The sequence below is a fragment of the Slackia faecicanis genome (genome assembly GCF_003725295.1).
GTDB lineage: Bacteria > Actinomycetota > Coriobacteriia > Coriobacteriales > Eggerthellaceae > Slackia > Slackia faecicanis.
This window is the reverse complement of record NZ_QICB01000002.1, coordinates 21,567-36,226: the sequence shown is the minus strand read 5'-3', so window position 1 is coordinate 36,226 and position 14,660 is coordinate 21,567. Positions and strand designations below refer to the sequence as shown.

The 14,660-nt window shown below is 64.9% G+C and carries 13 protein-coding genes; all 13 read left to right on the top strand.

All coding sequences use genetic code 11. The features are described from left to right. The first annotated feature begins 120 nt into the window (after nt 1–120). The 13 genes from DMP07_RS02770 to DMP07_RS02710 all read left to right on the top strand — a co-directional run bounded on the left by DMP07_RS02770 (nt 121) and on the right by DMP07_RS02710 (nt 14,635). Nucleotides 121–1,716, top strand: a complete 1,596-nt coding sequence (locus DMP07_RS02770; protein WP_123197646.1) for an ABC transporter substrate-binding protein — start codon at nt 121–123, stop codon at nt 1,714–1,716. Nucleotides 1,717–1,945: 229 nt separating this feature from the next. Further along, a complete protein-coding gene (locus tag DMP07_RS02765; RefSeq protein WP_123197645.1) occupies nt 1,946–2,854 on the top strand; it encodes an SGNH/GDSL hydrolase family protein in 909 nt (302 codons plus the stop codon). Nucleotides 2,855–3,038: 184 nt separating this feature from the next. Further along, nucleotides 3,039–3,995 carry an ABC transporter permease gene (locus tag DMP07_RS02760; RefSeq protein ID WP_123197644.1) on the top strand — a complete coding sequence of 319 codons (957 nt, stop codon included), beginning with the start codon at nt 3,039–3,041 and terminating at the stop codon, nt 3,993–3,995. 3 nt (nt 3,996–3,998) lie between these two features. Beyond that, nucleotides 3,999–6,017 carry a dipeptide/oligopeptide/nickel ABC transporter permease/ATP-binding protein gene (locus DMP07_RS02755; RefSeq protein ID WP_123197643.1) on the top strand — a complete coding sequence of 673 codons (2,019 nt, stop codon included), beginning with the start codon at nt 3,999–4,001 and terminating at the stop codon, nt 6,015–6,017. Further along, nucleotides 6,017–6,862 carry an ABC transporter ATP-binding protein gene (locus DMP07_RS02750; protein ID WP_123197642.1) on the top strand — a complete coding sequence of 282 codons (846 nt, stop codon included), beginning with the start codon at nt 6,017–6,019 and terminating at the stop codon, nt 6,860–6,862. Before DMP07_RS02755 ends, DMP07_RS02750 begins: the two co-directional genes overlap by 1 nt. Before the next feature lie 185 nt (nt 6,863–7,047). Beyond that, a complete protein-coding gene (locus DMP07_RS02745; RefSeq protein WP_123197641.1) occupies nt 7,048–7,968 on the top strand; it encodes a dihydrodipicolinate synthase family protein in 921 nt (306 codons plus the stop codon). 141 nt (nt 7,969–8,109) lie between these two features. Next, nucleotides 8,110–9,033: an ROK family protein gene (locus DMP07_RS02740; protein WP_123197640.1), complete on the top strand. Its 924-nt coding sequence runs from the start codon at nt 8,110–8,112 to the stop codon at nt 9,031–9,033. Nucleotides 9,034–9,035: 2 nt separating this feature from the next. After that, nucleotides 9,036–9,704: an N-acetylmannosamine-6-phosphate 2-epimerase gene (locus DMP07_RS02735; protein WP_123197639.1), complete on the top strand. Its 669-nt coding sequence runs from the start codon at nt 9,036–9,038 to the stop codon at nt 9,702–9,704. Between the two features lie 299 nt (nt 9,705–10,003). Next, a complete protein-coding gene (locus DMP07_RS02730) occupies nt 10,004–10,885 on the top strand; it encodes a fumarate hydratase (protein WP_123198018.1) in 882 nt (293 codons plus the stop codon). Next, nucleotides 10,882–11,415 (top strand): FumA C-terminus/TtdB family hydratase beta subunit, encoded by a 534-nt coding sequence (locus DMP07_RS02725; protein WP_123197638.1) that lies wholly within the window; start codon nt 10,882–10,884, stop codon nt 11,413–11,415. Before DMP07_RS02730 ends, DMP07_RS02725 begins: the two co-directional genes overlap by 4 nt. After that, a complete protein-coding gene (gene tmk / locus DMP07_RS02720; protein WP_123197637.1) occupies nt 11,408–12,145 on the top strand; it encodes a dTMP kinase in 738 nt (245 codons plus the stop codon). The genes DMP07_RS02725 and tmk overlap by 8 nt, the downstream gene beginning before the upstream one ends. Next, nucleotides 12,142–13,275 (top strand): DNA polymerase III subunit, encoded by a 1,134-nt coding sequence (locus DMP07_RS02715; protein ID WP_342210398.1) that lies wholly within the window; start codon nt 12,142–12,144, stop codon nt 13,273–13,275. Before tmk ends, DMP07_RS02715 begins: the two co-directional genes overlap by 4 nt. Beyond that, entirely contained in the window at nt 13,268–14,635 is a 1,368-nt protein-coding gene (locus DMP07_RS02710; RefSeq protein WP_123197635.1) for a PSP1 domain-containing protein, read from the top strand. The genes DMP07_RS02715 and DMP07_RS02710 overlap by 8 nt, the downstream gene beginning before the upstream one ends. Nucleotides 14,636–14,660: the final 25 nt, after the last annotated feature.

Genomic DNA, 14,660 nt, shown 5'->3' with positions numbered 1-14,660 from the left:
TGAATGAGCGGAATGTATGCTAGGGATTCGGGGCGTTTCGATACAATCCCGTCCGTAGCATGACGAGGGCCGGCCGCATGCCGGACCGGTTCCCCATCAATATTGTCGAAAGGGAGGACAATGGAAAACAAGTTCGCTCTCGACCGCCGCACCTTCGTTGCGGGCAGCGCCGTTGCCGCTGCTACGGTCGGTCTGGGTCTGTACGGCTGCGGCGGCGGCGATGACACCGCTGCGACCACCGACGGCGCCGAAGGCGCTGCCGTCGAAGGCGGCGCTCTGACGGGTGCCTGCGCCTATACCAGCACCAACTGCAATCCTATCGGTAACAGCTCCGCTCTGATGCTTGCCGCCACCTGGCATGTCTTCGAGGGTCTCTACGATCTGGACCTGCACACCTACAAGACCTACAACGCCCTGGCCGCTGACGAGCCCGTCAAGGTCTCCGACGTCGAGTACGAGGTCATCCTGCGCGAAGGCGCCAAGTTCTCCGACGGTACCGACGTCACCGCTGCCGACGTCGTGAACGCCTTCGAGAAGAACATGGCTGATGCCACCTACGGCGCGTTCCTCGAGTTCATCGAGTCCGTCTCCGCCAAGGACGACGCCACCGTCTCCTTCACTCTGAAGTATCCCTTCGACAGCCTGCTCAAGGGCCGTCTGAGCGTCGTCAAGGTGTTCCCGGCTTCTGCGACCGAGGATGACCTCAAGACCATGCCGATCGGTTCCGGCCCCTGGAAGTACGTCACCATCAACGGCGACGACGGCGGCACCATCGAGTTCGCTCCGAACGAGAACTACAACGGCTCCATGAAGGCCACTGCCGATACCATGAGCTGGAACGTCCTTCTGGACGACACCGCACGCACCACTGCGCTGCAGGAGGCTTCCGTCCAGGTCATGGAGAACGTTCCCGACGCCAACGCCGACCAGCTCTCCGCTGCCGGCGCCACCGTCGAGTACGTTCCCGGCTTCAATCAGCCCTTCCTGATGTTCAACACCAAGAAGGCTCCGTTCAATGACAATCGCGTGCGTCAGGCGTTCTTCTATGCCATCGACACCGAGAAGCTCATCAGCAACCAGATGGCCGGCCACGCCGACCTGGTCGAGGGCTTCCTGCCGAAGACTCATGCCAACTTCCACAAGGCTTCCACGGTCTATACCTACGACCCCGAGAAGGCCAAGGCTCTGCTCGCCGAGGCCGGCGTCGAGAACCTCGAGTTCACGATGGTGACCAACAACAACTGGGTCAAGGGCCTTGCCGCTCAGATTCAGAACGACCTCGAGGCCGTCGGCATCAAGATGACCAATGCCGAGCAGAAGATCAACTGGTCCGAATTCGCCGCTCCCGCAGACGGCGCCACGCTCGACTACGATGTCATGCTGACCCCGGGCGACCCGACCTGCTTCGGCAACGACCCCGACCTGCTCATGAGCTGGTGGTACGCCGATAACATCTGGACCCAGGGCCGTTCTTGCTGGAAGGGCACCGAGGAGTGGACCCAGCTGCAGGAGCTCATGCAGGAAGCTCGCGAGGCTACCGGCGACGAGCAGCAGCAGCTGTGGAACCAGTGCTTCGACATCCTGGCAGAGCAGGTGCCGCTGTACCCGCTGTTCCATCGCCAGGTCGCTACCGGCTACCAGGCCGCCCAGATCGAGGGCTTCAAGCCGATCGCCACGACCGGCCTCGTGTTCCTCGGCGCAAGCGCCAAGGCGTAAGCTTTCAGGCGAAATCATTCGTTATGCAAGGACCCATCCTTCGGGGTGGGTCCTTTTCTTTGCGTGGCGCGTCGCCGCATTCCGCCGACCGCTGCGCGTTTCCGATCGAAGTCTTCGGAACCGAGGCATTCGGCCGCGGCGGGGGAGGGGTGTCTTCCCAGGATTCCTTCGCCGCATGTCGCTATAATTCGTTTCGTCTCCCGCAGAACAAGAAGAAAGGAACCGTGCCATGCCCGACTCCGCACGCCGCCCGCTCGTGTCGATTCTCGGCGATTCGATATCCACCTTCGAGGGGTGCAACCCCGATGGCTTCGATGTTTTCTACGAAGGGGAACGGCGGCGCATGACGGGAGTCGAGCGCGTGTGCGATACGTGGTGGCGTCTTGTGGTTGACGCCATCGGTGGCGACATACTCGTGAACGGGTCCTTTTCGGGAAGCATGGTCGAAGGCGCGGGTTTTCCTGCGGCGTCGAGTGTGCGCCGCGTCGCCGCGTTGTCGCGTGACGGCATGGACCCCGATATCGTGATCGCGTTCATCGGCATTAACGACTACGGCTGGGGCGGCCCCGCCAACCAGGCCGCCGGCCGCGGGCGCGCGGTGCCCGATGCCGCTCCTGCATGCGAAGAGCGCACGGCGCGTTTCGCGGCCGACGATGCGGCCGCAGCCTTCGGCACCGCCTACGGCATCATGCTGGGGCGCGTTCGCGCGGCGTATCCCGATGCGCAGGTGTGGTGCTGCACGTTGTGCCCCGGTAGGCTCGCGGACGCTCAGGAGACCACGTTTATCCGCCGCTTGCGCGGCGTCGATGTGCGCGCCTACGACGACGCCATTCGTTTGCAGGCGTCCGATCACGGATGCCGCGTGATCGACCTTGCATCGTTCGGCCTCGATTACGAGGCCGTGGACGGAACGCATCCGACAGCCAGGGGCATGCGTCAGCTGGCATCGATGGCCGTGCGTTCCATGGCTCGCCAGGGCATGCCGGTGAATGCTACGTGCGCATCCGAGCTCGACGCTGCGTTCGAAGGGGATGATATGCATACGAAAGACGCATGCGATCGCGACGACTGTCTCGACTGTCCGTTCGCCCGCGCGACGGGCAATACTTGGTCGCTCGTCTGTGAAAAAGACCTTTAACGGGGCTTCAGCGTGAAAGAGTCCGCTTTCATGCTCAAAATAAGTCCTTTCGTCGATTTTTTGAACTTCGTGTAAATTCGTATAGAATAAGACAGTTGTTAATTTTCAAAGACGAGCGGGAGTGCGTTTTGGGCTCGTACACCCGCTCGCCTTTGGCATGTCCGCTTAACGAAAGGGGGTCGAGGTGAGCAATTTGCTGCGTCTGATCGGACGGCGTCTTATAGCGCTTCCCATCATGATCATCGGCGTTACCATCCTCGTATTCTTCCTCATGGCGCTTTCTCCCATCGACCAGGCTTATTCAGTCCTGGGCGAAAACGCCTCCGAGGCCCAAGTCCAGCAGTATCGCGAAGAGCATGGTCTGAACGACCCTGTGCTCGTGCAGTACGGCAACTTCATGGTCGGCCTCGTTCAGGGCGACCTGGGCACCTACGGCGCGAACAACGCGTCGGTTGCCGACCGTATCGCCGAAGCGCTGCCTGTTACGATGCAGCTCACGTTCATGGGCTTGATTATCGCGGTGTTTTTCGCGGTCATCCTGGGTGTGATTTCGGCGTTGTATCGCGATCGCTGGCCTGACCAGATCATCCGCGTTTTCTCCATCGCCTTTATCGCCACCCCCTCGTTCTGGCTGGCGGTCCTGCTGATCCTGCTGTTCTCTTCGATGCTGCATCTGCTGCCCGCATCGGGCCCGCTGCCGTCCTTCACGTCCGATCCGGGCGGATGGATCGCGCGTATGGCCATGCCGGCCTTCGCGCTCGCCGTGCCCGTCATCGGCCAGCTGACGCGCGTTATCCGCACGTCCATGGTCGAAGAGCTCGATAAAGACTACGTGCGCACCGCTCTGGGCGCCGGCATTCCCAAGGCCGTCGTCGTGGCGCGCAACGTTCTGCGCAACGCGCTCATCACGCCCGTCACGGTCCTTGGTCTTCGCATCGGCTACCTGATCGGCGGCGCGGTGGTCATCGAGGTCATCTTCAACCTCCCCGGCATGGGTATGGCCATCATCTCGGGCATCCAGTCCAACTACACCATGCTCGTCCAGGGCGTGGTTCTGTGCGTGGCCTTCACGTTCATCATCATCAACATCATCGTGGATATGCTTTATATCCTGATCGATCCCCGAATCAGGACGGTGTAACGCATGGTTCAGCTTAGGAAAAATCTCACCGAGACTATGGAGTCGAACGCCGGCAAGGTGCACTTCCGTCGCTGGAAGGCCATGAGCATCGGCGCTCGCATCTCCTTCATCGTTCTCGTCATCATCGTGCTGATCGCGGCGCTGGCCAACTTCATCGCACCGCACAACCCGCTCGAGATCTTCACCGCCCGTCAGGCTCCTGACGCGCAGTTCCTCTTCGGCACCGACGACAAGGGCCGCGACGTTCTTTCGCGCATGATGTACGGCGCGCGTTATTCGCTCGTCATCGGCCTGGGCGCCACCGGCTTCGCGCTCATCTGCGGTTCGATCATCGGCGCTCTCGCCGCTGTTTCGCGCAAGTGGGTCTCCGAAGTGATTATGCGCGTTCTCGACGTCGTCATGTCCTTCCCGGGCATCGCTCTGGCCGCCACCTTCGTCGTGGTGTTCGGAACGAACCTGCCGTCGCTGATCTTCGCCATCGGCTTCCTGTACATTCCGCAGATCGCCCGCATCGTGCGTGCGAACATCGTCAGCGAGTACAACCAGGACTATGTGCGCGCCGTCGTGGTTTCCGGCGCCCGCGCCCCGTGGATTCTCATCAAGCACGTCGTGCGCAACTGCATCGCGCCCGTCATGGTGTTCACCATCGTGCTCGTGGCCGACGCAATCGTCTTCGAGGCGTCCCTCGCCTTCATCAGCGCAGGCATCCCCGAGCCCACGCCCACGTGGGGCAACATCCTGGCCGATGCGCGCGGCGGCGTTCTGTCCGGCCGTTGGTGGCAGGCGCTGTTCCCTGGCCTGGCCATCATGATCACGGTCCTGTGCCTGAACATCCTTTCCGAGGGCATGACCGACGCTATGGCCGCTGCTCCTAAGGCAGCGATCAAGGCGAGCGACTCCAACCTCAACAGCGACCGCGAGGCCGACCGTCTGGTGGCCAATCCCGTGCTCGCCTACGAGGCTCAGGCCGAGTCCCTCAAGCAGCGTCTGGCTGCTTTGAAGGAAATCGAGGCCAAGCGCACCGACCGTGCCGAGTCGAACACCGACGACGAGCCCATCCTCGAGGTGAAGAACCTCTGCATCAAGTTCCCGCGCCACGGCGACGTCAACGTCGTCGACAACGTGAGCTTCAAGGTCCGCCCGCACCAGACCATGGGCCTGGTGGGCGAGTCCGGCTGCGGCAAGTCCATCACGTCGCTGACCATCATGGGCCTGATCGACCCCAAGGCGGAAATCTCCGGCGAGGTGCTCTATAAGGGCAAGAACCTCCTGGATATGTCCCAGAAGGAAATGAACACCCTGCGCGGCCGCGAGATCGCGATGATCTACCAGGATGCTCTGTCCTCGCTCAACCCGTCCATGCTGATCCGCTCCCAGATGAAGCAGCTCACCAAGCGCGGCGGCACCCGTACCGCCGAGGAACTGCTCGAGCTGGTCGGCCTGGATCCCAAGCGTACGCTCGACTCGTATCCCCACGAGCTTTCCGGCGGCCAGCGCCAGCGCGTTCTGATCGCAATGGCCCTGACCCGCGACCCGAAGGTCATCATCGCCGACGAGCCCACCACGGCTCTCGACGTGACGGTGCAGAAACAGGTCGTCGACCTGTTGAACAAGCTGCAGGAAGAACTCGGCTTCGCCATGGTGTTCGTCAGCCACGACCTCGCGCTCGTCGCCGAGGTGGCCAACTCGATCACCGTCATGTACGCGGGCCAGATCGTGGAGCAGGGCTCGGTGCGCGACATCCTCACCAACCCGATCCACGAGTACACGCGCGGCCTGCTGGGCTCGGTGCTCTCCATCGAGGCGGGTTCCGGCCGCCTGCATCAGGTTCCCGGCTCGGTTCCCAGCCCGGCGGACTTCCCGAAGGGCGACCGCTTCACGCCGCGTTCGAGCCACCCCGACGCCGTTTCCGACGTGCGTCCGGTGCTCAAGCAGGACGGCGACTCGAACCACTGGTATGCCGAGCTGCCTGACGAGGAAATGAAGCGTCTCGGCCTCAAGCCGTACGGAGGTGTGCAGTAATGACCGAAACCAAGAGCAACGCCGCGGTTCAGGCGGACGAGCAGACCCCCATCATCTTCCTCGACGACATCCACGTGGTGTTCAAGACGCGTACCGGTTCGATCCTGCACCCGAACAAGGTGCATGCGGTCAACGGCCTCACGCTGAAGCTGATGCCCGGCGAGACGATCGGCATCGTGGGCGAGTCCGGCTGCGGCAAGTCCACCACCGCCAATGTCATGTGCGGCCTGCAGGCTCCCACCTCCGGCCGCGTGTTCTTCAAGGGCATCGACGTGACCAAGCGCACGGCCGACCAGCGCAAGACGATCGGCCGCGTCATCTCGGTGGTCTTCCAGGACCCCGCCACCGCGCTGAACGCCCGCATGTCGGTCCACGACCAGCTCATGGATCCCATGAACGTGCACAAGGTGGGCACCAAGGACGAGCGCGAGGCCCGCGTGAAGGAGCTGATCGAAATGGTCGGCCTGCCTAACTCGGTTCTCGCCGCGCTGCCGGGCCAGCTCTCCGGCGGCCAGCGCCAGCGCGTCGCCATCGCCCGCGCGCTTTCGCTCAAGCCCGACGCGATCATCGCCGACGAGCCTACGAGCGCCCTCGACGTGTCGGTTCGCGCGCAGATCTTGAATCTGCTCTCCGATCTGAAGAAGGAGCTCGGACTGTCCATGGTGTTCATCAGCCATGACATCCAGACGGTCCGCTACATCTCCGACCGCATCATCGTCATGAACGGCGGTCAGGCGGTGGAGCAGGGCAAGGCGTCCGAGGTGTTCGAGAACCCCAAGGACGACTACACCCGCCTGCTTCTGGGCGCGGCGCCTTCGCTGCTGCACCCCGATCTGGGCGCATAGCGCATCCAGCGTGCTTTTCAGGACCCGGCTTCGGCCGGGTCCTTTTCGTTTTCCCGCATGAGAGCCCTTTTTTCGCAGGCGAAGGACGTGCATTTTGTATAGGGGCTTGCGCCTTCTTGACGCTTTGCGCCCCGGGCCATATAGTTTCGTTGTTTATGCAAACCGAAGAGTAGAGGTAATCACTCATGACTGACATCCAATTCCACGGTGTTATTCCTCCGGTCGTCATCCCGCTGACCGAGGAGCGCACGCTCGACCTGGAGGCCCTCGAGCGCTCGATCAACCGCATGATCGACGCCGGCGTCGACGGCCTGTTCTTCCTGGGTTCCAGCGGCGAGGTCGCCTTCCTCACCGACGCGCAGCGCTACCACGTGCTGCAGGAGGCCGTGGCTATGGTGCATGGTCGCGTGCCCGTTCTCGCCGGCATCATCGACATGGAAACCCTGCGCGTGGTCGATCAGGCCAAGCGCGCCACCGGCTACGGCGTCGACGGCCTGGTCGCAACCGCTCCCTTCTACGCCCTCGGCGGCCCGAAGGAGACCGAGCGTCACTTCCGCGCCATCCGCGAGCACACCGACCTTCCTCTGTTCGCCTACGACCTGCCTGCTTGTGTCCACACCAAGCTCGATCCCACGATGCTCGTGCGTCTGGGCACCGACGGCGTCATCCAGGGCGTCAAGGACTCCTCGGGCGACGACGTGGCGTTCCGTTGGCTTTGCCTCGAGAACGAAGACGCCGGCCACCCGCTGCAGGTGTTCACCGGCCATGAGGTCGTCGTCGACGGCGCGTATATGTCCGGCGCCGACGGCTCCGTTCCCGGCCTCGCTAACATCGATCCGCACAGCTACGTCGAGCAGTGGCGTGCCGCGCAGGCCGGCGACTGGGACAAGGTCCGCGAGATCCAGGACTACCTCGCACGCCTGATGTTCGTCACCCGCGTGGTCAAGGCCACGGTCGGCTTCGGCGCCGGCGTCGGTGCGTTCAAGACGGCTCTGTGGCAGATGGGCGTGTTCAACACGAACCAGATGCGCGAGCCCGTCCAGAAGCTCGAAGGCGAAGACGTCGAGGCTATCCGCTCCGTGCTCGAGCGCGCGGGCATGCTGTAAGCCTTTGTATCATGGCGCCGTCCTCGCGGACGGCGCTTTTTGTTTGGTGCGCATCGAACGCGGGTTCGCCGTCCGGGGCTTCGCGGGCCCGGCGGCTGCGGGACGTGCGCTGTTTTTCAGAGCGTTATTCGGGAGGAACCGATGGAATACCCCTTCTCCGTGATCGCCGTCGACGTAGGCGGCACGAAGATTGCCTGCGCGGCCGTGCGCTACGAGAGCGCGGGCGAGCCGCCCGTCGTGGAGGGCAAACGCAGCGTCGCCACGTGCGCCCAGGAGGGCGGCGAAGCGGTGCTCGAGCGCATCGTGGGCATCGTGGCCGATGTGAGGGCCTCGTTGGCTGACCAGGCGCACCTCGTCGGCATCGGCGTGGGCACAGCGGGCCGCGTCGATGCGCGCGACGGATCGATCGCCTACGCGAACGAAATCATGCCCGGATGGACGGGTCGCCCGGTGGCCGAGCGCCTGAAGGCCGCCTTCGGCCTGCCCGTCGCGGTGTTGGGCGATGTGCAGTCGCATGCGCTCGGCGAAGCGCGCTGGGGCGCGGCGCGCGGCGCTCAGACCTGCATCGTCATGGCTCCCGGCACCGGCCTCGGCGGCGGCATCATCGCGGGCGGGCGTATTCTGCGAGGCGCGCACGGCTTCGCGGGAGAAATCGGCGCCACGCCGAATACGCTGCATGCGGGCGACGGCAATCTGGAATCGGTGGCTGCGGGCAGCGGCATCGAGGCGCGCTACGAGGCGGCCACGGGCACGCATCTGGGCGGCGCCGAGATTTCCGCCCGCGCATACGAAGGCGATCCCGCGGCGCGCGAGGCGATCGAGAACGCCGGCCGCGCGCTCGGAATCGCGCTCGCGGGCTGGGCGAACATGCTCGACCCCGAAATGGCCGTGGTGTCGGGTTCGGTGGTCAAGGCCGGCCCTATCTGGCGCGATGCGCTGCATGCGGCCTATGTGGAGCATGCGCCGGGCGTGCTTGCCGAACTTCCCGTGCTCGACGCTTCGCTCGGCGATGCTGCGCCTTTGGTCGGCGCGGCCGAAAACCTGCTGGATTCTTTGGAAGGATAGAGATGGATCCCATCATCGAACAGTTGAAGGGCAAGCTCATCGTGAGCTGCCAGGCATATATGGGCGAGCCTATGCGCCACCCCGAAACCATGGCCCAGATCGCCCGCGCGGCCGAGCTGGGCGGCGCCGCAGCCATCCGCTGCCAGGGCCTTTCCGACATCGCCGCCATCAAGGGCCGCGTCGAGATCCCCGTCATCGGCCTGTGGAAAGAAGGCCACGAAGGCGTCTATATCACGCCGTCTGTCCGTCATGCGCGCGCCTGCATTTCCGCCGGCTCCGATATCGTGGCGATCGACGCGACGGGCCGTCTGCGTCCCGACGGCACCACGTTCGAAGACACCGTGAACGCCGTGCGCGGCGAAACGCTGATCATGGCCGACTGCGCCTGCATGGACGACGTGCGTCGCGCGGTGGCTGCAGGCGTCGATATCGTCTCCACCACCATGGCGGGCTATGCTCCCGGCCGTGAGAAGACCGAAGGCCCCGACCTCGAGTTCGTGCGCGAAGCCGTGGCCGTCGCGGGCGATATCCCGGTGTTTTGCGAGGGCCGCGTCCATACGCCCGCGCAGGCGCGCGAGGCGCTCGATGCGGGTGCGTTCGCCGTGGTGGTCGGCACCGCCATCACGCATCCCACGAGCATCACGGGCTGGTTCTGCAACGCCATGGCGTAACGGCCCTTCGCAAGAAGCGCCGTCTGCTTGCGTTCGAACGCGTCGCTGCGAAACGATTCGTGGCGGCGCGTTTTCTTTTTTCGACGACCGCCGAGCGAACGGGTCGTTTCCGTCTTCCGTGCGAAACGCTCGGCCAGGCCGCCTTGCCCGTCGCGGGCTTCGCGCGTCGCGAGCGTCCGTCGTCGCGCCGCGCCATTCGTCGACGGCGGTCGCCGTCGTCGTGTTCCGCTGATGCTGAAACCGTTCGGTTCGCAGGCGGGGCGGCATTTGCGTGCCGTCGAGCGGTATACTATCGCGTTATGGATACTTTCGAAATCATCACCAAAGAAGACGTTGCCCGTGCCGTGTACGAGGCTATTCCGCGAATCGCCTGTGAACTGCCGGCCGACGTGCACGCGGCCCTCGAAGCGGCTCGTGCGGCGGAAGGGCCGACGCGCGGCGCGTTCGTGCTCGACCAGCTGATCGAAAACGCGCGCATCGCCGCCGCCGACCGCGTGCCGTTGTGCCAGGACACGGGCACGGTGTGGGTCTGCCTCGAAGCCGGTCCCGACGTGCTCGTGCCGGGCGATGTGTTCGCCGAGGTGGACGCTGCCGTGGCGCGCGCCTACGACGAAGCCCGCCTGCGCAAAAGCGTCGTGCGCGACGCGTTGTTCGACCGCGCCAATACAGGCGACAACACGCCCGCTTTCACCGACGTGTACTTCGTTGAGCGCCCCGGCGCGCGCGTGCACGTGATGCTTAAGGGCGGCGGCTCGGATAACGCTTCCCGCGTGGTTATGCTGGCGCCCGGCGCGGGGCGCGAGGGCGTCGTGAACGAAATCATGGACTGCGTGCGCGCGAAGGCGGCCAACGCCTGTCCGCCGCTCGTGATCGGCATCGGCGTGGGTTCGACGTTCGACAAGGTGGCGCACCTTGCGAAATCGGCGTTGCTGCGTCCTGTGGGCGAGCGCTCCTGCGATCCGCGCGCGGCCGCTTTCGAGCGGGAGATGCTCGAAATGGTCAACGCCACGGGCATGGGGCCGGGCGCTTTGGGCGGGCGTGCGCTCGCGCTCGATGTGCACGTCGAAACGGCGCCGTGCCACATCGCCGCGCTGCCGCTTGCGATCAACATGGGCTGCTCGGCCATGCGCCGCGCGACGATCGAGCTGACCGCGACCGCGCGGGAAGGGGGAAACCGATGAGCATGGATTGCAGGCGAATCTCTCTTCCGCTCGAGCGCGCCGCGCTCGCCGACCTGCATGCGGGCGACGCCTGCCTGCTTTCGGGCGAGATGTTCATGCTGCGCGATGCGGGCCACGTGCGCCTGCTTGCCGAGCTGGAAGAGCAGGGAAGTCTTCCGTACGGGCTCGACGGCGCGACCATTTTCTACGCCGGCCCGTCTCCTGCGGCGGCGGGCCGCCCGTTCGGCGCCGTGGGCCCTACGACGGCGTCGCGTATGGATTTCGCGGCGCCGACGCTTTATCGCGCGGGCGTCGCCGCGACGCTCGGCAAGGGCGTGCGCAGCGCCGAGGTGATCGAGGCCTGCAAGGAAACGGGCTCGATCTACTTCGTCGCCACGGGCGGCGCGGCCGCGCTTCTGGCCCGCTGCGTCGTGTCGGGCGAAACGCTTGCCTACGACGATCTGGGAACTGAAGCTTTATGGCGTATAGAAGTTTCTGACCTGCCTGTTTTCGTTGGAATCGATACCCAAGGGGAGTGTATCTATGGCTAACGCGAGCCGCATCGGCGCATCGGTCGCCGCCGATTCTACCGGCGTTTTCGTCACCTTCGAAGGAGGGGAGGGCGCGGGCAAATCCACTCAGACGGCCCTGTTCGCCGAAGCCCTGCGCTCCGCGGGACGCGAGGCGGTGCGCCTGCGCGAACCGGGCGGCACCGCCATCGGCGAGCAGCTTCGCGCGGTGGTGCTCGATCCTTCGAACGGCGAGATGGCCCCCATGTGCGAGCTGTTCGTCTACGAAGCCGCCCGCGCCCAGCTGGTGAGCGAGAAGATCGCGCCTGCCCTCGCGCGCGGCGCCGTGGTGCTGTGCGACCGATTCTGCGATTCCACAGTGGCGTATCAGGCGTACGGTCGCGGCCTCGACGAGACGGCGGTCCTGCGCGCCAACGAGGCGGCATGCCAGGGCGTGCGTCCTGATATGACCATCGTGCTCGAAGCCCCTTCGGCGGCTTCGGGCCTGTGCCGTGCCGAGGCGGTCGCGCAGCCCGACCGCCTCGAGCAGGCGGGCGAGGCGTTTCATGAGCGCGTGAACGAGGCGTTTCGCGTCATCGCGGCCCGCGAGCCCGACCGCGTCCGCGTGGTGGCGCCGTGCGATTCCATCGAAGAGGCGGCGCGCGCCGTGTTCGCGCATCTCGCGCCGCTGCTTCCCGAGCTAGCACTCGACGGCGTGCTGGACATGGCTCGCGAGGCCGATGCGCGCCGCGTCGCGGAATCGAGGATATGATGGCCGACGTCTTCGAAAGCGTTTTCGGTCAGCCGCGCGTGCGCGAGTTCCTGCGCGCCTGCGTCTCGTCGGGAAAGGTAAGCCACGCGTATCTGTTCTGCGGTCCGTCGGGCTCGAACAAGACGCAGGCCGCGTTCTCGTTCGCGCGGGCCATCCTGTGCGCGAGCGACCCGTGCTCCGATTGCGAAGGCTGCACGTCGGCCTCGTGCGCCAAGATCGCGCGCAAGACGCACCCCGACGTCCATTATCTGGCTCCCGAAGGCGCACAGGGCTACGTGGTCGACCAGGTGCGCGACCTGGTGGCCGACACGTCGCTTGCGCCGATCGAGGCGAACAAGAAGGTCTATATCATCGACCGGGTCGACCTGATGGGCGCGGCGCCCGCCAATGCCTTCCTCAAAACGCTCGAGGAACCGCCGTCGGACGTGGTGCTGATCTTGCTGGGCCGCACGCGCGAAAGCGTGCTTCCGACGATCGTGTCGCGCTGCCAGGTGGTGCCGTTCCGCCACATTCCTGCGAGCGAGGCGGCGGGGATCTTGGTGCAGAATACGGGATGCACGCTGCCCGAGGCCTCCATCGCCATCGAGGCCTGCGGCGGCTCGATCACGAAAGCCGCCGAGTTCCTGCGCTCGAAAGAGCGCGCCCAGTTCAGGCGCAAGATGGTCGCGGCGCTGGCGTCGCTTGCCCGCGCCGACGATATCGACGTGCTCTCGTGCGCTTCCGATATCGTGCTCGCCGCCAAGGCGCCCCTCGACGAGGTGCGCCGCGAGCAGGAGCGCATGATGGAGGAGCGCGCCGAATTCCTACAGAAGGCGGCGCTCAAGACGCTCGAGACGCGCAACAAGCGCGCCCTTTCCCAAGCGAGCTTCGAGCTGCTGGGCCAGGTGACCAGCATCACGCGCTCGTGGCTGCGCGATGTCGGCATGATCTGCTCGCAGGCCGAAGGCTTGGTCGTCAACGTGGACTGCATCGACGCGCTGCGCGATTGCGCGGGCCGCACCGACCTGGGGCGGGTTTGCGAAGCTTTGGAACGGGTTTCGGCCGCTGAAACGGCCATCTCGTATAATGTATCGCCGCAAGTGAGTATCGAAGCCATGCTTTTCGAGATAAGAGAGGTACTGTATGCCTAACGTCGCCGCCGTCAGGCTGACATATAACCCCAAGGTGCTGTGGTTCGATCCCAACGGGGTCGAATTCGCCGCGGGCGATGCGCTGATCGTGCGCACCGAGCGCGGTCTGGAATACGGCATCGCCGACGAAGACCTCAAGAAGGTCGAGCAGAAGGCCCTCAACGCGCTGAAGTGCGCGCTCAAGCCGGTCGTGCGCAAAGCGACGCCCGAAGACGAGCAGGTCTGGAAAGAGATGCAGGACAAGGCGGCCGAGGCGCTGCCCGTGTTCAAGCAGATGGTGGCCGAGCACAAGCTCGACATGCATCCCGTGACGGTCGAGTTCCTCTTCGACGGCGACAAGGCCGTCTTCTACTTCGAAGCCGAAGACCGCGTCGATTTCCGCGAGCTCGTGCGTTCGCTCGCCGCCCGCTTCCATGTGCGCATCGACATGCGCCAGATCGGCGTGCGCGACGAAGCCCGCATCGTGGGCGGCCTGGGCCACTGCGGCCAGGAGCTGTGCTGCAAGAGGTTCGGCGGAGAATTCAACCCGGTGTCGATCCGCATGGCCAAAGACCAGGACCTCTCGCTCAACCCGCAGAAGATCTCGGGCGTGTGCGGCCGTCTGATGTGCTGCCTGCGCTATGAGGCCGATACCTATAAAGAGTTCAAGTCGCGCTGCCCCAAGATGAATTCCATGGTGTCCACCCCCGAAGGCGACGCCAAGGTCATCGATATCAACGTGCCGCGCGAAACGGTCACGATCATGGCGGGCGACAAGCGCGTCAAGATTCCCGTGTCCGAAATGGAGACCGACAAGAAAACGGGCAAGCCGGGCATCGTTCCTGCCGACGTGTACGATGAGTGCGTGAACCAGGGCAATGCTCCCACGGTGCCTTCCGAGGTGCTGGTCACGCCGATGTTCACTGGCACCGACAAGCTGGCCGACAACGCCGCGCGCAGCTCGTCTTCGCGCAATCGCGACGAAGAGAAGAAGCGCTCCTCGCGCCGCCGCCGCCGTTCGGGACGCTCGGGCGCCCAGTCGTCTTCGGCGTCGTCGCAGGATGCGCCTTCGAAGCAGCAGCGCCAGCAGGGCGATAAGCGCGAGCGCGGCAAGCAGGCTCCTCAGGGCGGCAAGCCGCAGCGCCAGAATGCGTCGAAGCAGGGCGGCAAGCAGCAGGGCCAGGGCAAGCCGCAGTCCGACAAGCCCAGGACCCGCAGGCCGGGCCAGCGTTCGTCGGGTCTTTCAGATGTGCGCTCGCAGGACAAGCCCCGCTCGTCGCAGCAGCAGCGTCAAAACCAGCCCCAGGCCTCTTCCGAGCATCGTAAGTCGCGCCGCCGCAGCCATAAGGCCCAGGGCGCCGATCCTCGCCAGGACCGTTAGAACCCGCCGCCGCATGTCGTCGCAT

Coding starts and splice junctions, on each gene's coding strand:
- DMP07_RS02770 (WP_123197646.1), top strand. CDS start 121: ATGGAAAACAAGTTCGCTCTCGACCGCCGCACCTTCGTTGCGGGCAGC.
- DMP07_RS02765 (WP_123197645.1), top strand. CDS start 1,946: ATGCCCGACTCCGCACGCCGCCCGCTCGTGTCGATTCTCGGCGATTCG.
- DMP07_RS02755 (WP_123197643.1), top strand. CDS start 3,999: ATGGTTCAGCTTAGGAAAAATCTCACCGAGACTATGGAGTCGAACGCC.
- DMP07_RS02750 (WP_123197642.1), top strand. CDS start 6,017: ATGACCGAAACCAAGAGCAACGCCGCGGTTCAGGCGGACGAGCAGACC.
- DMP07_RS02745 (WP_123197641.1), top strand. CDS start 7,048: ATGACTGACATCCAATTCCACGGTGTTATTCCTCCGGTCGTCATCCCG.
- DMP07_RS02740 (WP_123197640.1), top strand. CDS start 8,110: ATGGAATACCCCTTCTCCGTGATCGCCGTCGACGTAGGCGGCACGAAG.
- DMP07_RS02735 (WP_123197639.1), top strand. CDS start 9,036: ATGGATCCCATCATCGAACAGTTGAAGGGCAAGCTCATCGTGAGCTGC.
- DMP07_RS02730 (WP_123198018.1), top strand. CDS start 10,004: ATGGATACTTTCGAAATCATCACCAAAGAAGACGTTGCCCGTGCCGTG.
- DMP07_RS02725 (WP_123197638.1), top strand. CDS start 10,882: ATGAGCATGGATTGCAGGCGAATCTCTCTTCCGCTCGAGCGCGCCGCG.
- tmk (WP_123197637.1), top strand. CDS start 11,408: ATGGCTAACGCGAGCCGCATCGGCGCATCGGTCGCCGCCGATTCTACC.
- DMP07_RS02715 (WP_342210398.1), top strand. CDS start 12,142: ATGATGGCCGACGTCTTCGAAAGCGTTTTCGGTCAGCCGCGCGTGCGC.
- DMP07_RS02710 (WP_123197635.1), top strand. CDS start 13,268: ATGCCTAACGTCGCCGCCGTCAGGCTGACATATAACCCCAAGGTGCTG.